Origin of the sequence: Limnohabitans sp. (genome assembly GCF_046052765.1) — a bacterium.
Lineage (GTDB): Bacteria > Pseudomonadota > Gammaproteobacteria > Burkholderiales > Burkholderiaceae_C > Limnohabitans.
In genome coordinates, this window is sequence record NZ_JAVLFQ010000066.1 from 34,210 (window position 1) to 52,790 (window position 18,581).

20 protein-coding genes are annotated in these 18,581 nt (G+C 49.3%); 15 read left to right on the forward strand and 5 right to left on the reverse strand.

The genetic code is table 11. From position 1 onward, the window contains the following. Nucleotides 1-12: 12 nt before the first annotated feature. From fliF to AC9UG7_RS09915, 6 genes are read left to right on the forward strand one after another with little or no spacing between them, the layout of a single operon-like run. Nucleotides 13-2,154 (forward strand): flagellar basal-body MS-ring/collar protein FliF, encoded by a 2,142-nt coding sequence (gene fliF / locus AC9UG7_RS09890; RefSeq protein ID WP_509587163.1) that lies wholly within the window; start codon nt 13-15, stop codon nt 2,152-2,154. A 27-nt stretch (nt 2,155-2,181) separates the two neighbouring features. Further along, the gene (fliG, locus tag AC9UG7_RS09895; RefSeq protein ID WP_509587165.1) at nt 2,182-3,216 is read left to right on the forward strand and encodes a flagellar motor switch protein FliG; all 1,035 of its coding nucleotides are present in this window, start codon (nt 2,182-2,184) and stop codon (nt 3,214-3,216) included. Then, the gene (locus AC9UG7_RS09900) at nt 3,209-4,456 is read left to right on the forward strand and encodes a FliH/SctL family protein (protein ID WP_509587167.1); all 1,248 of its coding nucleotides are present in this window, start codon (nt 3,209-3,211) and stop codon (nt 4,454-4,456) included. Before fliG ends, AC9UG7_RS09900 begins: the two co-directional genes overlap by 8 nt. Next, nucleotides 4,449-5,087 (forward strand): hypothetical protein, encoded by a 639-nt coding sequence (locus AC9UG7_RS09905; protein WP_509587169.1) that lies wholly within the window; start codon nt 4,449-4,451, stop codon nt 5,085-5,087. The genes AC9UG7_RS09900 and AC9UG7_RS09905 overlap by 8 nt, the downstream gene beginning before the upstream one ends. 6 nt (nt 5,088-5,093) lie before the next feature. Continuing rightward, nucleotides 5,094-6,416, forward strand: a complete 1,323-nt coding sequence (locus AC9UG7_RS09910) for a FliI/YscN family ATPase (protein WP_509587171.1) — start codon at nt 5,094-5,096, stop codon at nt 6,414-6,416. Between the two features lie 43 nt (nt 6,417-6,459). Further along, on the forward strand, nt 6,460-6,870 hold the full coding sequence (locus AC9UG7_RS09915; protein WP_509587173.1) for a flagellar FliJ family protein: 411 nt from the start codon (nt 6,460-6,462) through the stop codon (nt 6,868-6,870). Here AC9UG7_RS09915 and AC9UG7_RS09920 read toward each other — a convergent pair. Further along, on the reverse strand, nt 6,860-7,678 hold the full coding sequence (locus AC9UG7_RS09920; protein WP_509587175.1) for a hypothetical protein: 819 nt from the start codon (nt 7,676-7,678) through the stop codon (nt 6,860-6,862). The genes AC9UG7_RS09915 and AC9UG7_RS09920 overlap by 11 nt on opposite strands. After that, the gene (locus tag AC9UG7_RS09925; protein ID WP_509587177.1) at nt 7,662-8,069 is read right to left on the reverse strand and encodes a surface-adhesin E family protein; all 408 of its coding nucleotides are present in this window, start codon (nt 8,067-8,069) and stop codon (nt 7,662-7,664) included. Before AC9UG7_RS09925 ends, AC9UG7_RS09920 begins: the two co-directional genes overlap by 17 nt. Nucleotides 8,070-8,100: 31 nt before the next feature. On the opposite strand from AC9UG7_RS09925, the gene AC9UG7_RS09930 reads away from it, so the two are divergent. The 8 genes from AC9UG7_RS09930 to AC9UG7_RS09965 are packed head-to-tail and all read left to right on the forward strand — an operon-like array spanning nt 8,101 to nt 14,767. Then, entirely contained in the window at nt 8,101-8,397 is a 297-nt protein-coding gene (locus AC9UG7_RS09930) for a flagellar biosynthetic protein FliO (protein WP_509587179.1), read from the forward strand. Continuing rightward, nucleotides 8,387-9,136 carry a flagellar type III secretion system pore protein FliP gene (gene fliP, locus AC9UG7_RS09935; protein ID WP_509587181.1) on the forward strand — a complete coding sequence of 250 codons (750 nt, stop codon included), beginning with the start codon at nt 8,387-8,389 and terminating at the stop codon, nt 9,134-9,136. Before AC9UG7_RS09930 ends, fliP begins: the two co-directional genes overlap by 11 nt. Before the next feature lie 9 nt (nt 9,137-9,145). Next, entirely contained in the window at nt 9,146-9,415 is a 270-nt protein-coding gene (gene fliQ / locus AC9UG7_RS09940; protein WP_509587183.1) for a flagellar biosynthesis protein FliQ, read from the forward strand. 5 nt (nt 9,416-9,420) lie between these two features. Further along, nucleotides 9,421-10,191, forward strand: a complete 771-nt coding sequence (gene fliR / locus AC9UG7_RS09945; protein ID WP_509587185.1) for a flagellar biosynthetic protein FliR — start codon at nt 9,421-9,423, stop codon at nt 10,189-10,191. A gap of 3 nt (nt 10,192-10,194) precedes the next feature. Continuing rightward, nucleotides 10,195-11,337 carry a flagellar biosynthesis protein FlhB gene (flhB, locus tag AC9UG7_RS09950; RefSeq protein WP_509587188.1) on the forward strand — a complete coding sequence of 381 codons (1,143 nt, stop codon included), beginning with the start codon at nt 10,195-10,197 and terminating at the stop codon, nt 11,335-11,337. 24 nt (nt 11,338-11,361) lie between these two features. Then, entirely contained in the window at nt 11,362-12,993 is a 1,632-nt protein-coding gene (locus tag AC9UG7_RS09955) for an SPOR domain-containing protein (RefSeq protein WP_509587190.1), read from the forward strand. Nucleotides 12,994-13,049: 56 nt separating this feature from the next. Beyond that, nucleotides 13,050-13,574 (forward strand): hypothetical protein, encoded by a 525-nt coding sequence (locus AC9UG7_RS09960; RefSeq protein ID WP_509587192.1) that lies wholly within the window; start codon nt 13,050-13,052, stop codon nt 13,572-13,574. Nucleotides 13,575-13,585: 11 nt separating this feature from the next. Then, complete coding sequence (locus tag AC9UG7_RS09965; RefSeq protein WP_509587194.1) at nt 13,586-14,767, forward strand: hypothetical protein; 1,182 nt, start codon at nt 13,586-13,588, stop codon at nt 14,765-14,767. Nucleotides 14,768-14,823: 56 nt separating this feature from the next. Here the strand turns inward: AC9UG7_RS09965 and AC9UG7_RS09970 are convergent, their stop codons facing one another. From AC9UG7_RS09970 to AC9UG7_RS09980, 3 genes are all read right to left on the reverse strand, one after another. Further along, complete coding sequence (locus AC9UG7_RS09970) at nt 14,824-16,446, reverse strand: FMN-binding glutamate synthase family protein (RefSeq protein ID WP_509587196.1); 1,623 nt, start codon at nt 16,444-16,446, stop codon at nt 14,824-14,826. Nucleotides 16,447-16,480: 34 nt separating this feature from the next. Further along, nucleotides 16,481-16,921, reverse strand: a complete 441-nt coding sequence (locus AC9UG7_RS09975; RefSeq protein WP_509587198.1) for a hypothetical protein — start codon at nt 16,919-16,921, stop codon at nt 16,481-16,483. 111 nt (nt 16,922-17,032) lie between these two features. Next, on the reverse strand, nt 17,033-17,956 hold the full coding sequence (locus tag AC9UG7_RS09980) for a nucleotide-binding protein (RefSeq protein ID WP_509587200.1): 924 nt from the start codon (nt 17,954-17,956) through the stop codon (nt 17,033-17,035). Nucleotides 17,957-18,164: 208 nt separating this feature from the next. Here AC9UG7_RS09980 and AC9UG7_RS09985 point away from each other — a divergent pair, with 208 nt between their 5' ends. Further along, nucleotides 18,165-18,572 carry an RNA-binding S4 domain-containing protein gene (locus AC9UG7_RS09985; RefSeq protein WP_509587202.1) on the forward strand — a complete coding sequence of 136 codons (408 nt, stop codon included), beginning with the start codon at nt 18,165-18,167 and terminating at the stop codon, nt 18,570-18,572. The last annotated feature ends 9 nt before the right edge of the window (nt 18,573-18,581 follow it).

An 18,581-nucleotide genomic window follows, 5' to 3' on the forward strand; every position in this document is an offset into this window, starting at 1 on the left:
TGAGAGAACACCATGGCAACCGCAAGTGCAACACTCAATTCCCCAATAGGTACCAGCAATAACGCGCTCACCACTGATGCAGACAACACTGCACGCAGTGGCGCTATGGTGGCCAGCGGCACTCCCGTGCGCAGCGGCGATCTTGCGCGAAATATTGCCAGCTCAGCCCTGACAGATCCCATGGGCATGATCCGCGATCTGGTGCGTCAACCAACTGTGCGTAAGTTGCTTCCATTGGTTGTCATCATGATGGTCGTGGCTGCATTTGGATTGGCATCGATGTCGATGAAAACACCTCAGATGCGTGCGTTGACCATGATGTTGCCAGAGGCGGACAAACAACTGGCGATTGAAACGTTGAAGACTGCCAATTTCAAACCTGAGATTGACAACAACACAGGTCAAATCTTGGTGCCTTCCGATAAGTACCAAGAGGCACGCATGCTGTTGTCTTCCAAAGGCTTGCCGCGCACTGAAGTGCAAGGCATGGAAACCTTGAAAGACATGCCTGCCATGACCACCAGTCAATTCATGGAGCAGGTGCGCTACAACAATGCGATGGAGCAGGAACTGGCGAAAACCATTTCACAAATTGCTGGCATACGTAATGCACGTGTGCACTTGGCCGCACCTAAACAGAGTGTTTTTGTGCGTGATCGCGTTCCAACCAAAGCGTCTGTGATCATCACTCGCGCACCAGGTAAAGAAGTGTCCTCTGCCAATGTGCAAGCGATTATTTCTTTGGTGGCTTCAAGCGTTCCTTATCTGGCACCAGAAAACGTCTCTGTGGTTGATAATTTTGGGTCATTGATGAATGACATGTTGGGTCAACAACCGTTGGGCTTGACCGGGGCTGAATTGCAGCAAAAGCAACAAATGGAAGATTTGTATCGTACCCGTTTGATGCAGTTGCTAGCTCCGATTGTGGGTGCCGAAAACGTGACCGCGCAAGTCACTTTGCAACTTGACTTCACTCAGGAAGAAATTACAACTGAAGATTTTGACCAGCGCGACAAAGGCCCCAAAACGCGTTCGGAGTTATATGTAGAGGACCGCAATACATTCAAGGATGCCATTGGTATTCCTGGTTCGTTGACCAATACACCGCCGAATCCGCCAATCAATCCAGCTGCCACTGATGCAACACCAGCCGATCCCAACAAAGGGGTCAGCGAAAAAGGCGTTCAAGTCGTCGCACGCAGTACAAAAAATTATGAACTTGACCGTGCGGTCAGACACACTAAAACCGCGATGGGAAATATTTCCAAGCTAGGCGTTGGTGTATTGATCAATGAACGTCCGATTCCAGCAGGTATGAAAGTAGAGAAACCAGCAGATGGTTCTCCACCACCCACCACTATTCCCTATACACAAGAAGAACTTGACCGTTTGAACCAATTGGTGAGGGGCGCGGTTGGTTTCAATGACAAACGTGGTGATGTCGTCACTGTGGTAGCAACCCGCTTTGAGCCGCCAGTGGATCCGAACGCTGTTCCTTGGTACAAAGATGAAGCACTGGCTTCTCTGGCCAACAGCGGTGTGGTCGCCTTGTTATTCTTATTGTTCTTGATGGCTGTGGTTCGCCCAATGATCAAGAAACTGATCAAGCCTGAAGTTGACCCCGCTGCGATTGCCGCCGCTGCCATGGCTGCGGCTGCGGCAGAGGCTGCTACCGCTGAAAAACTTCGCAGTGACCGAATTGCAGCTGCTGAAGCTGAGGCCGCTGCAAGAGTCGTGGCAGAACGGGCCGCAAGAGAAGAGGCTGAGGAAAGAGCACGCAAGGAAGCTGAGGCGCTAGCCGAAGCTGAGCGCCTCGCTGCAGAAGCACTGGCCAAAGAATCCGAATTGGCAGAAGAAGCTGCAGCCGCAGAGGCAGCACGCATGGCAGAAGAAGAAGCTGCGCGAGAAGCCGAACGTTTAGCCGCATTGGAAATGCAAGCTGGAGGTGGACAAGATGTGGAAATGGAAGAAGGTGAGTCGCTGGATGACTTGAAGGCACGCATGGGCGTACTCAAGCCCAAGAAACCAAGTATCCCCGCAGATCTATTGAACAATGCCAACTCTTATGATGACAAAGTCGCCCTGATTCGTATGATTGTTGCTGACAATTCCGGTCGTGTGGCCAGTGTCATGCGAAACATGATTCAATCTTGATGACAAGCTAGCTACCAAGGAATACAAATGGCTGAAGATACTATCCAATGGACCCCAGAGCTTCGCGCTGAGATGGAGGCCATGACCTCTACCCAACGCGCTGCTGTCTTGATGCTGTTGCTAGGGGAAGAGCAGGCAGCAGAAATTGTGAAATACCTGAGCCCTAAAGAGGTGCAAGCCTTGGGTGCTGCCATGGTGCAAGCTTCTTCACTGTCGCAAGGTGCTGTCAACGTGGTATTGGATCAGTTTGTTGATATGTTGAAGAAACAAAACAACGTTGGACTTGGCGGTTCAGATTACGTAGACCGGGTCATGCGACTTGCATTGGGCGAAGACAAAGCCAACTCGGTTCTGAATCGCATCATGCCTGGACAAGGCACCAAGGGCTTAGATATTCTTGCTTGGATGGATCCGCGTTCAATCGCAGAGATGATCCGAACAGAACATCCACAGGTGATTGCCATTATTCTGTCCATTTTGGATACCAGCGTGGCTGCGGACGTTTTGGTGTATTTGCCTGCCGAGGTTCGGCCCGAGGCGATTCAACGAGTAGCAGCCATGGACACCGTCCAGCCGTCAGCCATGGCTGAGTTGGAAAAAATCATGAAGCAGCAATTTGCTAAGAGCTCATCCTCTAAATCCTCTAGTTTTGGGGGCATCAAAGCAGCTGCAGACATCATGAACAAAACCAAAACGGATATGGAACGTTCTGTCATGGATGGGCTGGAAGAGCTTGACGCCGATCTGATGATGAAGATTCAAGATCAGATGTTTACCTTTGACAACCTTGTATCTGTGGATAACAAGGGTATTCAGGTGTTGATGAGAAATGTCGAACCGGATCAATTGATGGTGGCATTGAAAGGTGCACCAGATGAAGTGTTGGCACGTTTCCTCGACAACATGTCCGAACGTGCACGCGGTATGTTCAAAGACGATATGGATGCTCGCGGCCCAGTGCGGGTGGCAGACGTTGAAGACGCACAGAAGAAGATCATGCGTCTTGCTCGCAAGTTGTCAGACACCGGCGAGTTGATCTTAGGCGGAGCAGACTTTGTTTAATGCGGACCCACTTAAGCAGGCCCCTCGCCATTGGCTGGATGACACCTGGCTAAATTCATCGACACGCCCTATTCAAAGTTTTGGCGAGTTTGATTGGGACAACGTGCCCAAACTGGATTATTCTGCGGTCAAGTTTCGTCAATTGGCAACGCCTGAGTCTGCCCGTGTTCTGGATGAGGACAGCGAATTCAAGCTGGAAACATTCGGTAGGTCTATCGGCTTCAGACAAGATGGCATGCCCGATATCAGTGATGACAAACCATCATCGACCGCAGCCCCTTTAGAAGATTCTGAGCCACCCTCCACAGAAATCGAACCTGATGCACAAGCTCATCAACACGCACACAATGAGGATGAGATCCGCGCACACCAAGAGGCTCAAGTACTGCGCGAGCAGCAGCGGCAACTCGAGCGGGTCGTGTTTGGTCCTGACTGTATGTGGCGCAATGCGGACAGTTCTGCCTTAGACGATTGGCCCTTGGGGGACGACACACCAAGCTTAGACCCCGCCGCTTTAGCTGCTGCGCGTGACCAAGCCTATGGTTCAGGGTATGCGGCAGGTGTTGAAAGCGGGTTGGCGCAAGGTAATCAAGACGGGTATGCCAAAGGTTTGACCGAAGGCCTGCAACAAGGGATTGATAAGGCACAAGCCGAGGCCGCTACGTCATTAGAAAATGCCCTACAAAATCAAAAAAATGAATTGAGCGCAGTTTTAGATGATCAGCTTAATTTATTGACTCAACTGAATGAAAAAATCAATGCTTTCAGTCATAACCCACAAGAACTTTTTGAGCCACTCAAAAGACTTGCCGTACATATCAGCGAGCAACTCGTACTTGCTGAATTGACATTGTCAGGCCAAGTGATTGAACGTCTGGTCCAGCGCTGTCTTGATGAAATCGATTTACATGGTCAATCTGCCATCACGATTGAATTAAACCCTCAAGACAAAGCGCGTCTTGAAGATTTGGGTGCTGAGGTGATCAAGCAAATGCAATTGCAGGCTGTACCAAGTTTGCAGCCTGGCAGCGTTCGCTTGCTCGTCAATGACAGTCAAATTGAAGATTTGATAGAGCACAGATTGCAGGCAATGGCCAACCGTTTATTGAATCAACCTGAGTTATGGCGTGAGCAGTCAGCGTTTTTCCGTCAACCTCTCGCACAAAGAGAAGGTCAAGTTGAAGACGCTACGCAACGCGTGACGTACGAAGATCCACCCGAAGAGGATGAGCATGCTTGATTTCTTCAATATTGCGTTGCGCACCATCATGTGCCTGGCATTCATAGCCTTTGTGGTCAGACCTATGCTCATGTCCATGGTCAGACGCGAGCCCAATACGCTTGAGCTAGAAGAAATGGCGCAATTGGCAGTCAACTCTGCATTCAGAGAGCAATTTTTGAGTTTCTATGCCAAAAAACCTGTGCCTCAATTGGAGTCATCCAAGAAAGATGGTTCTACCGCATCGACGCAACTCCCAGAGAATGCGGCGGTGGCGACTGTGGAGTTGACTGAAGAAGAGCAAGCGCAATTAAATGCAGAAAATGCAAGATTGGCAGAATTGATCAAAGGTCATGAAGAGGAAATGGCGCGGCGTATGGATATTGCTGCGATAGAGGCCGAGCGTTTGGCTAGATTGGCACAAGAAAATTCTGACAATGAGCAAGGTGCTGATGTAGATGATGAAGAAGAATCTTCACTAGAAAAAATGCGCCAGAGTATGAAGAAGGAAAAGAAAAAGCCAGCTATTCCTGCTGAATTATTGGCAGGCAACAGTTACGAGGACAAGCTGATGGTGGTTCGCTATGTCACCGAGCAGGAACAAAACCGTGTGGCCAACGCGATTCGCTCCATGATTCAAATTACACCCTGATCGATGATGAATTTTGCCGCTGACATCGATTCTGTATTGCCCCATTTAAGGACACCTCAACCGCAACGTAGCGGCACCTTGGTTCGCCTGGTTGGTATGACCTTGGAGGCGCGCGGTGTCATGGCACCTTTAGGTGCGTGTTGCGAAGTGGTTGGTCGCCATGGTCATCGTGTGGAAGCTGAAGTGGTTGGCTTTAACGACAAAATTTTATTTTTGATGCCGTTTACCGAACCCACTGGCGTTGGTCCTGGCGATATGGTGCGCGTTATCAGCAATTCATCGTTGGTCAGTTTAGGCCCTGAGTTGCTTGGCCGTGTGATTGACGGTCGTTGCCAACCCTTGGATGGCAAACCACCGCCCGAGTGCAAGGAATTGCTCAGCTTGCTGGGTCGTCCTATCAACCCAATGGAACGCGGTCCCATCAATAAAATTTTGGATGTAGGTGTCAAGGTCATCAATGGCGTGTTGACCTTGGGTCGGGGACAACGCTTGGGATTGATTGCGGGTTCTGGCGTTGGTAAAAGTGTGTTGCTGGGTATGTTGACTCGTTTCACCAAAGCCGATGTTGTTGTCATTGGACTGATTGGTGAACGCGGTCGCGAGGTTCAGGCCTTTATCCAAGAGTCGCTGGGCGAAGAAGGTTTGGCCAAGTCCGTGGTGATTGCTGCACCAGCCAATGTATCCCCCGTACTCCGATTGAAAGCGACACATTTGACACATGTGATTGCGGAATATTTCCGTGACCAGGGCAAAGATGTACTGATGTTGTGTGACAGCTTGACCCGTGTTGCGCACGCACAGCGTGAAATCGGTTTGGCTATCGGTGAGCCGCCTACCGCCAAAGGTTATCCGCCATCGGTATTTGGGTTACTGCCTAATTTGATTGAGCGCGGAGGTGTCGGCAGACATGGCTACGGTTCAATCACTGCCATTTACACAGTGCTGGCTGAAGGCGATGACGCCGCTGATCCTATCGTTGACATTGCCCGGGCATCTCTGGACGGACAGGTGATGTTGTCTCGCAAACTGGCCGATTCTGCACATTACCCTGCCATCGATTTGACGGGCTCTATTTCACGTTTGATGCAATCACTGCTCAGCAGCGAGGACTTGAAGTCAGCCAATAAATTGCGCCGTCTGTGGTCCATTTACCAGCAGAACGTTGACTTGGTGCAGGTGGGTGCATATGAGCACGGCTCCAATCCTGAGCTGGATGAAGCCATCAGATTAAACGATCGAATAGTGGGTTTCTTACGTCAAGACATGCACATCAGTCAGGACTATGACACCACTCGTCAGCAGTTGCGTGAATTGCTCAACCAGAATTGAAAGACCTTGCAGAATGAAACCCCGTAGTTGCTGGTCCGTTTTGGTGAAGAAGACCAAAGATGAAGAAGAAACCGCTCAAACAGCGGCGGCCAAGGCGCGCAACAAAGTGTTGGAGCTCCAGCAAAGTCGGCATCGTATGAATGAATTACTTCAGGACTACAAAAAACGTGCAATTGAATCTCAGGCGCAGGTGCAAACCATGTCGCAGACCACAAACAGTCGTCAATTTCTGTTGCAACTGCAAAGTTTAGTCAATCGGGTAGATGAGGATTTGATGATTGCCTTGCGAGATCTTGAACAGGCCAAAACCGTGTTGATTCAAGCGACGCATCAGCGTATGAAAATGGAGACGATGCAAGAAAAAGATCTGCAAGCGGTTCAGACTTGGCAGAATAAGCGTGACCAAAAAGAAATGGACACCCTTGGCTTGACACTCTATAACCTTAAGACTTGATCCAAGCTGCTTGTAGCCAATGCCAATAAGAGGGTTTGAATGCCCAGGGAATCACCGTTGTCATGGTGCCCGCAGGAAAAACAGTTCTGGTTGCATGGTCGTGCCATACACCTTCTGCATTCAAGCGTGTCAACAATAGCTGTGCTGCTTGCTCGTGAGAATAATTCTGCTGGTTGATTTTCACTTGGGCAGATTCCTCATCAAAATCGTCCATTCGGGTCCAATGCATTGACTCAATGGCTGGCAATGGCATGCTGGTATCAATCCCGCCAGAATACATGTCATGAAGACTGCCCCACGTGCGTCCATCTAATATGCGCTTGAGTTGGCTTAACTGGCGTTCCGCGATGTCTTCATCTCCCAACCTGATACCTACCTGACCCAAAACATTGTCAAACCACAGACACGCATGCGGGTGCTGTTTCAATATACCTGGTAAGCCAGCGATTGCATCCAACCTGTGGTAACGCACTTTGACACCTAACGCATTCAGTTTTCTGCCATGCCGCAAGCCAAATAAAAAGGGGATCAGTGGATCAATGTCATATGCATCAATATGTTTAAAACGCGCCAACCACGGTGTAGGCAGCATCCATCCAGCACTCGCGCCAATCAAAATCAGGTGATCTTGTGCTGGTTGGATATCTGATAAAAAAGACGCAATACATTCTCTGGTGGGTAACCATTGCTGTAATGAACGCGCGGCATGTACATGCCAATTAAGTCCACCCGTGCCCCCTGCATTGGCTAAGTCTTTGATCCAGGTCGCCAGTCTGGTTCCGTTAGCTGATTCAATTTTCACAGACATGGCGCATCATGGTGAATACAGGCGAGCTAGGGGGAATCGGTTGCCAATCGGCGATCACACCTTCACTGGTCAGCATCTCACCGCTGAGATGCGCGCCACTGTAAATTGCCAAGGAGCGGCTGCGCCCCCGTTTTTGTTGACAATCTATTTCCATCAACATGCGACTGGATAAGTAGGTTTTACCCAAGCTATTTTTTTGGGGTTGACGGTAATCCAGCATAGACCAAAGACGACGCAAATGACCATCTTTTTCTACGGTGGATCGGTCTATGCCATACATGGCGCTGTCAGACATACCGACACTGATCCAGTCTGCCCCCATCGCAAAGCTTGCCCCAAGCATACAAAGGGCACACAGCACAGTTTTAAATCTTTTATCAATTAATTTCATTTTTCAGTCTCACACGATAGATAATGCTTCCATGCCAAACTATGACTGGGCTCAGTACTCTCTCAGTATGACATTCGTCTTGTTGCTTCTGGCGGCGGCTCTTTGGTGGCTGTCCCGTCGCAACAAGGGCTTTTTACTCCCTGCATCGCCTCGGCGTATTCAAATTCTAGAGGCCTATCCTATGGGATTGCGGCACAAACTGTTATTGATACAAGTCGATCAAGAACGACTCCTTTTGTCAGTCAATAACAATGACATTCAAACCCTGCATGCTTGGCATGCAGACTCATCTTCGCCCGTCAAACCAGGTGTCAACGATGCGAATTAAACATTTGATACTTATTCTTTCTTTGTTGTGCATGCTTTGGTTGCCTGATATGGCGCTTGCTCAGGGCTTACCCATGGTGACAGTCAACTCAGGCAAAGGCGGTCAGCAATACAGCCTGACATTGCAATTGCTAGGGCTGATGACGGTCTTGACTTTGCTACCTTCATTGTTGTTGATGATGACCTCGTTCGTGCGGGTCATCATCGTGTTGTCAATCCTTCGTCAAGCCTTGGGCACGGGACAAACACCACCCAATACCGTGCTGGTTGGGTTGGCGTTGTTTCTGACCTTTTTCATCATGACTCCTGTATTTGATGATGTCTATGCAAACGCCATTGCACCGTATATGAATGGCACATTGCCATTTGAAAAAGCTTTGGCCAAAGCTGAGGTGCCGGTGCGTCATTTTCTGACCTTGCAGACACGCGAAGATGACATTGCGATGTTCATGCAAATCGCCCAGCGCAAGGAAGTGGCCAGCGCTGCAGAAGTCCCTTTCACCACGTTGGTGCCAGCATTTTTAACCTCTGAGTTAAAAAGCGCTTTTATGATCGGATTCATGATTTATATCCCTTTCGTGGTCATTGATTTGATTGTCGCCAGTGTGTTGATGTCTATGGGCATGATGATGTTGTCGCCCATGATCATCTCCATGCCTTTCAAATTGATGCTGTTTGTGCTTGTCGATGGCTGGACGCTGGTGATGGGCTCGCTCGCATCGAGTTTTATATTTAAATGAGGTACTGAGATGGATACAGCCATGGTTGTGGATCTGGGGCGTCAGGCTTTATGGATGACGATGATCGTCTCGGCGCCTATGCTCGTTGTTGGATTGATCGTTGGGCTGGTGATTGGTGTTTTCCAAGCTGCCACATCTATCAACGAGCAAACATTGAGTTTTATTCCCAAGCTATTGTCTTTGGGGCTGACTGCTTCAGTGTTTGGCGGTTGGATGATCAATACGCTGGTTGATTACACCAAGGTGTTGTATGGCCGCATTCCAGGCTTGTTCGGCTGAGAACCATGAATATAGAAATGCTCAATTTGCTCGACAGGTTTTATGCCTTGTTGTGGCCTATGCTGCGCATTTCTGCGTTCCTGGCGTTCTCTTCAATTTTTTCGATTCGCGCTGTCAATATGCGAATCCGTGTCGCAATTGGCATGGTGCTCACTATCTTTTTGTCAATGCAATTGCAGACACCACGCATCGATCCGGTGACAGCAGAGGGATTGAAAGAAATTTTCAATCAATTGTTCATTGGTTTCGCGATGGGAATGATCATGCAATTGGCTACCGCGGCTATTGTCATTGCGGGACAGGCGGTATCAGGCTCCATGGGCTTGTCCATGGCTACCATGGTTGATCCCACCATGGGCAGTGTGCCGGTGGTGTCGCAATTTTTCAATATTCTCGGCACGTTGGTGTTTTTATCCATTGGCGGCCATTTGATTGTGTTTGGATTGTTGTTGGAATCATTTACGTTGTTTCCCATAGGTAAGGCATTGATGACGCCCGATTTGTTAGGCAAGATGACTGCTTGGGGTGCCATGATGTTTGTGGCGGCATTGTTGATTTCTTTGCCTGTGGTGATTACCTTGTTATTTGTGAATATTGGTGTGGGCTTTATTACCCGATCAGCGCCCAGTTTGAATATTTTTTCCGTAGGCTTGCCGGCGATTTTGCTCTCGGGATTTGTGGTGCTTTGGTTGGCTATACCCAGTATTGTCAATCGCATGAGTTGGTGGTGGATCCAAACATTTGGGCAGATGCGTGGCATGCTGCTGGGAGGTTAAGCCATGGCTGATGACTCAGCAGAACGGACCGAAGAACCGACAGCGCAGCGATTGACTAAAGCGCGAGAGGAAGGGCAATTAGCCCGCTCGGTAGAGTTGCCGACTGCTGCTGTTTTAATCACTGCTACTTTGTTTTTCAGCCTGTCTGGTAACTACATGTTCCACCGCTTGGGGAACTTATTCACATCGCAATTACAGTTTGATCGAAAAATCATGGACAAGGCTGAGTTGCTTCCGGGCATATTTTTGCAATCTGTCGTTGATGCCTACATTCTGATTTTGCCTGTGATGTTTTTACTTTCAGTGGTTGCGGTGCTCTCCACAGTGATGAGCGGGGGCATGGTTTTTTCTCTCGGCATGATTGCACCCAAGTTCAGCAAACTCGACCCGATGGCTGGATTATCAAGAATGTTTGGCATGAAGGCGCTGATTGATCTTGGTAAAGCCATTGTGAAGTTTTTGTTGATAAGCATCATTTTGTGGATGTCGGTGACTAACAATATTGAGGATTTAGTCACTATCAATCGCATGGATTTGGGCACCGCGATACATCACGCCGGCAATATGATTTTGGATGCGTGTTTTTGGATGAGCATGGGACTGATCGTCATCGCGCTTGCAGATGTGCCACTGCAACACTATCAAACCAACAAGCGTTTAAAGATGACCCGCCAGGAAATCAAAGACGAAATGAAGAATTCTGAAGGTCGCCCGGAAGTTAAAGCAACCATTCGCAGACGCCAAAGAGAGATGGCCAACAGCCGCATGATGGAGAAGGTCAAGGACGCAGATGTCGTGATCACCAACCCTCAGCATTTTGCAGTTGCGCTGAGTTATGACCCCAATTCAGACGGCGCCCCTACGTTGGTTGCAAAGGGTACGGATGAATTGGCGCAAAGGATACGCGATGAGGCCAAGAAGTCAGGGGTATATTTGTTTGAGGCACCTGAATTAGCTCGCGCTTTGTATTTCACAACCAAGCTGGATAACCCAATACACGAAGGGCTTTATCATGCTGTGGCTCAAGTGATCGCATATGTGTTCAGCTTAAACCAAAGTTATGTTGAAAGTGAGCGCATGATGAAACCCACATTGCGAATTCCAGACAATATGAAATATGACGAAAATGGTTTTCTCTTTCAGTGATGATCCGATGAAGTTCAATATTCCATGACAGATTTTTATCAAAGCCCTGCAGACAAACTTAGATTTGAGATTTTGCTCAAGTCCTTGCGCGAAGGCCGCTTAAATCTTGCGATATTGGGCGATGAAGAATTGGCGCTCGCCAGCTATGCACGCCGTATTTTTCAACACTTACGTGAACAAGGCGAGCCCAATGTCGAGCTGTGGACGTCTGCAGACTCTGAAAGATTGGTGGAAAGATTCAATGAAATTTTGTCGAGTTTGACACTTGACCAAGCGCTGGACAAATCAAATAAAACCGCACCTAAGCGCTACATGATTTTTCCAGATACACATGGTATTCAAGACTTTGAATTGCAATTGCTTGCACGTTTGGTCAATGGCTTCCCCGCCAGTAATATCAACGTTATCTTGCTGGTGAATAGCCAAAGTGCCTATGACAAAAAGCTTTCTGCCTTTGGTAAAAATTTGCTTCAATGGGTGCTTGAATCCCAAACCCCAACAACTACCAAAACGCCACGCTTAGAAACCCTTGGCGACTGGCCTGGCGCCAAAGAAGTAGTGTCTGAAAACAAATCATCCATCAGTGAAAAACCATTGGATATCGGATTGAGTCTGCCGGCGGTGCCGCCACCTCCACTGGATTTGTCAGACATCAGACCCGCGGATTCATCCACATCCTCAATGAGCCAAGAACCCGTGATGGGGGACCCTGTGGTGCCAAGCCCAGAAATACTATCTGGGGAAGAATTGGCCAAGTCTTGGGAAGAACCCAAAACTGAAAATCTGCGTGGCGGCAGGATTGCTGCGGTATTGCTGATAGCGCTGGTGTTCACCTTGGGTATATCCGGCTTCATCTACCAAGAACGCGTATCAGAAGAACTGCAAGGGATGCGGGCCTATTTGGCTGGCGCAAAACCAGCGGCAACCTCCCCGCCAACCCCCGCTTCAGTCCCGCCCGCGCCACCTCCGACCGTCTCTATGTCTTCGAGCAACACAACAGCGGTCAAGCCTAATGAAGCTTTGAATCCTGCTAAAGAGGAATTGGTGGTGAACAACCCTGAACCTGCCAAGTTGCCGGTACCACCTCCAGCTGAAGTCACTGTGAAGAGCGAGTCTGTCACCCCGCCAACTGATGCATCAAGTTTGACCAAACCTAAGCCCGTCAAAGAGCCTGCCAAGGAGCCGCCTGCCAAGGAGCCTGCCAAAGAGCCCGTCAAGGAATCTGTCAAGGAGCCTGTAAAACCAATAGCAGAACCTGCCAAAAAACCAGTGGTGGAGGAAAAACCAGCTGACAAATTGGCCAAAGCAGAATCTAAAACGGATACCAAACCCAAGTCTCAGACGAAAACTTCGGATAAAACCAATCAAGCTGACAACCCGGACTGGGTGCAAGCATTGGATACGAATGCTTGGGTCATGCAACACGGGGCTTTTGAAAGTTTGAGCGAGGCGCGTAACTTTCAGTCTACTTCTCTAGGCTACCAGTCTGGACAAGTGTTATATACCCAGAGAAAAGGCAGCAAGCCCTACTATATTTTGATCACGGGCCCTTATACAGACAAGGCGCAAGCTGAAGCGTTGATGAAGCAAAACCCGCCGTTGGCCAAGGCTTGGGTGCGATCAGCGAAATCGCTCAAAGCACAGTTTCAGGAATGAGTGAGGTTTTTTCAAGATTTTCATCTAAGGGTCGATCAATTCCAACGGAGTAACACATGAGCCAGAACCCTGCAATCCCCCATGACCCGCCACCGGATGGAAATTCAGCCGACACAACCGTGACCGCTGAGGGTTCTGTCGCACATGATTCAATAAGCAGCCATGCTGGCCATGATGGTATGCCTGCCATAGATCATCTCCATGAGAGTCTGCCTGAGCCGCATTTAAATACTGAACATACAGGCTATGGTCACACCGATCCATCAAGCTTGGCCGCGCTTGCCACCCTTGAGTTGCATGAACCAGATTTACATGCAGCCGAGGCTCCTGAATTGGATGGGCCCATTTGGACTTCATCCTCGGATGTATCCATCGTTGTCGCAGATCCTGAGCAAGAAACTCCCCAGCTTCTTTCTCAGCAACCCGCTTTGCTGGCGCATCTGGCTCAAGTTGGTCTGACTTCCTCCGATCAATGGGAAGAGCAAATTCAACCGCGTATTCAAAAATTGAGCGAAGACATCGCGCAGGTGCACGTTCAATTGGACGAACTTGAGCGCAGTAAACCCAAAAAGATTTCCTGAGGATATTCAACATGGCGCAAGATTCGAAACAAGCGGATGCCACAGAAGATGGTGACTTCTTGCCAGATATGCCCGTACATACTGAAGAAGAATCTGAAGCTGAAGCACTCGCTATTGGTTTGGACGATATCAACGATCAAGCCTTGGACAGCTCAGAGGTGGCGCGTCAAATAGAAGAATTGACCGGCGTAGTCATCAGCTCGGCCGAAGTTTCCACTCGCTCGGCAGAGGTCGCCGCCAACATCAGTCAGGAAATGCGCAATGTGATGAAGATCGTCAACGAAATGACGGCTAAAAACATTTTGCATTCTCGTATCATTTTAATTGGGCTCCTCAGTTTTTTGATCATTGCTGTAGGCACGTTCTTTGCCATTTCAACCCGCCTTCAACAAAATATTCGTCAACTTGACAGCTTATCTTTGGCGGTTGGTAAACGGGTGGTAGAACTGGATGCAACGCTGGCTACTTTTGGCGATGCCACACGAGGTTTGGGAGACACCACAGAAAAACTCGACAGCATGGAAGAGCGCCAAATCAAGCTTGACGATAAGTTTCAGGCCAAGATGGAAGACTTAAATAAGCTATTCGTCAAACTTCCCGACCAAATCGCTGGACAGGTCAATGGTCAATCAGAAAAAAGCTTAGATGCCAAGCTCAAGGAATTGCAAAAAAATATCCAGGCCTTAGATGCGAAGGTACAAGCACTTTCCACCAAGCCAGCCCCTGTTGCGCCACCCGTGGTCAACAACCAAAAAGAAGTGATTGCCGAGATTCAGAAACTGAAAAAAGACCTTGAAGCTGCCAACGCTGCGGCGACTGCGGCGGCTGTGAAAGCGGCCACCAAAGAGCGTGAGCGAGAAAAACTGTTAGATAAACCGTTGATCATTCCAAAGCCAGCGCCAGAGGTCAAGCCCGTAGACAAGAAAGCTGCTGAAGCCAAGGCTGCTGCTGAAGCCAAGGCAGCTGCTGAGGCTAAAGCGGCCGAGGCAAAGGCAGCTGAACTGAAAGCCACGGAAGCACGGGCGGCAGCGGAGGCTAAGGCCGCCGCAGAAGCCAAGGCCCGTGCTGCCGCAGAGGCGAGAGCGGCTGCCGCTGAAGCTGCCAGAGCTGCGGCTCAACCTCCAGCATTACCACCGCGAGCTGCACCTAAAGAAGACAGAGTGATTTTTCCACGTCCGTCTGGTGACAATTGAAACAGAGTGCTCTTGCGTTTAGTCTATTTCCATTTTGTTTTCTGATAGCTTGAGAGCTATTTCAATTGAAAGCTCTCAGCATCCGCTTTCGCCCAATATGTTTTGTAAGGCTCGGGTAGTTTGGCCGTACTGTCTTTGAGCAATGCGCCAGCAGACAGGGGCGGATAGATTTGTGCCAAGGTCAGCGTTTCATTGCCATTGATGCGGTGAGAAAAATAATGAGATCGCAATTCATGAGGTGAAGACAACCCGGTTGCCTGCAGTAGCTCTTTGAACGCAAGCATAGTGTGGTGATGAAAATTCTTTACGCGCAGCGCTTTGGTTGGAACCACCAACGCCATTTGTCTTTGCGGGTCTTGCGTGGTAACACCCGTAGGGCAGTTCCCCGTGTGACAAGTTTGGGCTTGAATACAGCCGAGTGCGAACATGAAGCCGCGTGCGCTGTTACACCAGTCTGCGCCCAAAGCCAAAGTTCGGGCTATGTCGAAACTGCTGATGATTTTGCCGCTGGCGCCAAGCTTCACGTGCTCACGCATACCAATTCCTACCAATGTATTGTGAACAAGTCGCAGACCTTCATTCATTGGCATACCCATGTGGTCTGAGAATTCAAGTGGTGCCGCACCAGTACCACCTTCAGCGCCATCCACCACAATAAAGTCTGGAAGTATGCGCGTCTCAAGCATCGCTTTGGCAATGCCAAACCACTCCCAAGGATGACCTATGCAGAGTTTGAAGCCCACCGGTTTGTTTTGACTCAATTCACGCAGACTTTGCATGAATTCGAGCATTTCTATGGGCGTTCCAAAACTGCTGTGCGCTGCGGGTGAAACGCAGTCTGCGCCTAACGGTACGCCGCGGGCCTCAGCGATCTCTGGAGTCACCTTGGCTGCGGGAAGAACACCTCCGTGTCCGGGTTTGGCTCCTTGGCTCAATTTGATTTCGATCATTCGAACTTGAGGCTCACGCGCCTGCGCGACGAAACGCTCTGCACAGAACCGTCCTTGGTCGTCACGACAGCCGAAATAGCCCGATCCAATTTCCCATATCAAATCACCACCATGGATACGGTGGTAGCGTGAGATGGAACCCTCGCCAGTGTCATGCGCAAAACCGCCCAATTGAGCGCCTTGGTTCAAAGCCATGATCGCGTTAGCGCTCAGCGCACCAAAACTCATCGCCGAAATATTGAACAAACTGATGTCATAGGGCTGGCTGCATGCCGTATTTCCTACACGGACTCTGAAGTCATGGTCAGCTAGGGTGCTAGGCGCTATGGAATGTGTCAGCCATTCGTAACCGTTAGTTTCTACATTGAGTTGTGTACCAAAGGGGCGTTTGTCTGATTGGCCTTTGGCACGAGAGTAAACAAGCGTGCGCTGAGCGCGTGAAAATGGCGTTGCTTCCGACTCGCTTTCAATGAAATATTGACGTATTTCAGGGCGAATAAATTCCAGCAAAAAACGCATATGTCCCAAGATAGGGTAGTTGCGCAAGATTGCATGGTGTCTTTGCAGCAAGTCATGAATACCGATAGCACTGAGCACCGCAAACACTGTCAATCCCAGCCAACCTTGGCCAGAAGCTAACACCAGCAGAAGACTGAAACAAAGCCCACCTAAGGCTATAAAAAATGTGGTGTACCTGACAGGGTAGCGGATGTTGTTGAGATCAAGCACTGAAGTTACTCCCTGCAGCCCTGACCAACGAGGGTCAAGTAGATGTGTTGCGCAATCTAGAAGACAGACGCGCTTGTGCCAGTGAGGATACCTCAGCTCTCAAGCGTGCCATCGACAACTGACTGTCAGACGCGCTTTGGATTTCTTTCAAGTCGTGCAGTATGTTTTGCCTTAAATCCACCAGCTCTTGTTCGATTTTTTCCAAATGCTGTTTTAATTCGCGTTGCTGCGCCATACGTTGGCTCAGTAAATTGACACTTTGCGCTATTAATTTCCAACTCTGTGCCAACTCATCTTTAGGTGGTTGGTGTAATTGTTCAAAGAGTTCACTGAGTAACGGGTCGTGCAAAACCTCTGCGGAACTTTGACCGGCGGACTGTCGCGCTGATTCCAAGGCCGATTGCAGTGGGTCGTCATTGTGGGCGTATCTCGACGCATTCATATTTTCAGCTTCTTTGTTTAAACTGATATTCATGTGGGGCTCAGAAAAATTATGAACAGCGGCCCAACCCATACCTGGGTCATATTGTTTCAGGCCTTTGAAGGCAAGGAATTTTTCTTCTGACATGGCTGACATCATCTCAATTTATAGCTTGGCAGAATTGCTTCGAGCCAGTCGTTTGAGAAATTCGGGAATACCCATTTGAGCCAAAGAACGTGAATTTGCCGTCTCTTCGGTTTCACTGGCCAATTTGCGTTGTCTGTAACGACCGAGCACAGAATATTGACTTGAATTTGGAATGGCTTCAAGCACGCTAGCCTTGGTCGGGGTCAAGGGGACGCGGTGGCTACCGGTGTCTTGAGCCGTCAATTTGACGGGCGCAGTTCTAGGTTGTTGTGATTGGGCCATGCGTATTTCTCGCGCGGCACAAATAGCCTCGCCGAACTCGCGGAATGATTCACCGCCCAAGTCGCGGGCATCCATCAAGTAGCCACGCTCAAACAAATCGCGTGCGCTTTGCGCTTCAAGAATGGGAGGTGCAAGCATGAAGCTGACAGGGAAACGCTGTTTGGTAAAGACATCAGAGTTCAACTGTTCGTTGAGAACACGCGTGGGACAAACCACCAGCATCGGGCGACGCGCGGCTGCTGAATCAAACACCCAGCGGTGACGGCTGAGGAATCCAGAAGTTGCGGCCAATTCGATTTCAGATACCGAGGTGGGCACCAACACCATGTCAAATTCAAACATCAATTCGCCGGCCAAAGAGTCAGACCAGGTCAGATCGCATACCAGAATGTCACATTCACTGGCAGCGCGGCGCATTTGCAGACGCGCTTCAAAAATAGGTCGGTTGCCGCCTTGGTCTACAGGAAGTGACAAATGCTGAACTACTGCACCCACAGGCGGGGCTTGCTTGAGCCAATTGCTAGAGGAGCCATGCGGGTCCCAATCGATCAAGGTCACACCCAAATTCAGGCTGCGACTGAGATAAGCCACCAGATTGGCTGACAGGGTGCTTTTACCAACACCACCTTTTTGACTGGTGACCAAAATCTTGAATGCCATTTGTAACTCCGATAGGGGCAGAAGTATTCAATCGAAACCCAGAATTTAATTGAGCTAAATCCTGTAAAGGGTTGTCGATACTATCGTTTTTATCAATACTGTCAAATTCTTCCACTGCCGGTGTTGTTTTTGTGCTATTCAATTCATCCCAAAGGGATTAACACGATTGAAACGCAGAATATCCCTTAGAAAAGTCACAATACCCTTCATGGAAAAAGTTCGTATCGACAAATGGCTATGGGCGGCACGTTTTTACAAAACCCGAACCTTGGCTACGGAAGAAATACTTAAGGGCCGCATTTCCATCAACGATCAGGTCGTCAAACCGGCAAGGGAAGTCAAAGTCGGTGACCTGGTGTCCTTTCGCCGTGATGGTCTGACGCGCAGCATTGAAGTCTTAGGCGTCAGCGATATTCGCGGACCAGCGCCTAAGGCGCAACTTCTTTATATGGAAACACCTGACAGCTTGAAAGCTAAGGAAGCGCATAGCCAGCAAAGACGTTATGCCCGTGAACCTGCGCTCAGTATCGAAAATGGCAGACCGACCAAACGTGACCGTCGTGACATAGAGCAAACTGGGCATGATTGGAATGAACGTTGGAGCGCTTCACTTTGAAATTACTGG

Coding starts and splice junctions, on each gene's coding strand:
- AC9UG7_RS09925 (WP_509587177.1), bottom strand. CDS start 8,069: ATGAAATTAATTGATAAAAGATTTAAAACTGTGCTGTGTGCCCTTTGT.
- AC9UG7_RS09930 (WP_509587179.1), top strand. CDS start 8,101: ATGCCAAACTATGACTGGGCTCAGTACTCTCTCAGTATGACATTCGTC.
- fliP (WP_509587181.1), top strand. CDS start 8,387: ATGCGAATTAAACATTTGATACTTATTCTTTCTTTGTTGTGCATGCTT.
- AC9UG7_RS09920 (WP_509587175.1), bottom strand. CDS start 7,678: ATGTCTGTGAAAATTGAATCAGCTAACGGAACCAGACTGGCGACCTGG.
- AC9UG7_RS09960 (WP_509587192.1), top strand. CDS start 13,050: ATGAGCCAGAACCCTGCAATCCCCCATGACCCGCCACCGGATGGAAAT.
- AC9UG7_RS09955 (WP_509587190.1), top strand. CDS start 11,362: ATGACAGATTTTTATCAAAGCCCTGCAGACAAACTTAGATTTGAGATT.
- fliF (WP_509587163.1), top strand. CDS start 13: ATGGCAACCGCAAGTGCAACACTCAATTCCCCAATAGGTACCAGCAAT.
- AC9UG7_RS09975 (WP_509587198.1), bottom strand. CDS start 16,921: ATGAATATCAGTTTAAACAAAGAAGCTGAAAATATGAATGCGTCGAGA.
- AC9UG7_RS09905 (WP_509587169.1), top strand. CDS start 4,449: ATGCTTGATTTCTTCAATATTGCGTTGCGCACCATCATGTGCCTGGCA.
- AC9UG7_RS09980 (WP_509587200.1), bottom strand. CDS start 17,956: ATGGCATTCAAGATTTTGGTCACCAGTCAAAAAGGTGGTGTTGGTAAA.
- flhB (WP_509587188.1), top strand. CDS start 10,195: ATGGCTGATGACTCAGCAGAACGGACCGAAGAACCGACAGCGCAGCGA.
- fliQ (WP_509587183.1), top strand. CDS start 9,146: ATGGATACAGCCATGGTTGTGGATCTGGGGCGTCAGGCTTTATGGATG.
- fliR (WP_509587185.1), top strand. CDS start 9,421: ATGAATATAGAAATGCTCAATTTGCTCGACAGGTTTTATGCCTTGTTG.
- AC9UG7_RS09965 (WP_509587194.1), top strand. CDS start 13,586: ATGGCGCAAGATTCGAAACAAGCGGATGCCACAGAAGATGGTGACTTC.
- fliG (WP_509587165.1), top strand. CDS start 2,182: ATGGCTGAAGATACTATCCAATGGACCCCAGAGCTTCGCGCTGAGATG.
- AC9UG7_RS09910 (WP_509587171.1), top strand. CDS start 5,094: ATGAATTTTGCCGCTGACATCGATTCTGTATTGCCCCATTTAAGGACA.
- AC9UG7_RS09985 (WP_509587202.1), top strand. CDS start 18,165: ATGGAAAAAGTTCGTATCGACAAATGGCTATGGGCGGCACGTTTTTAC.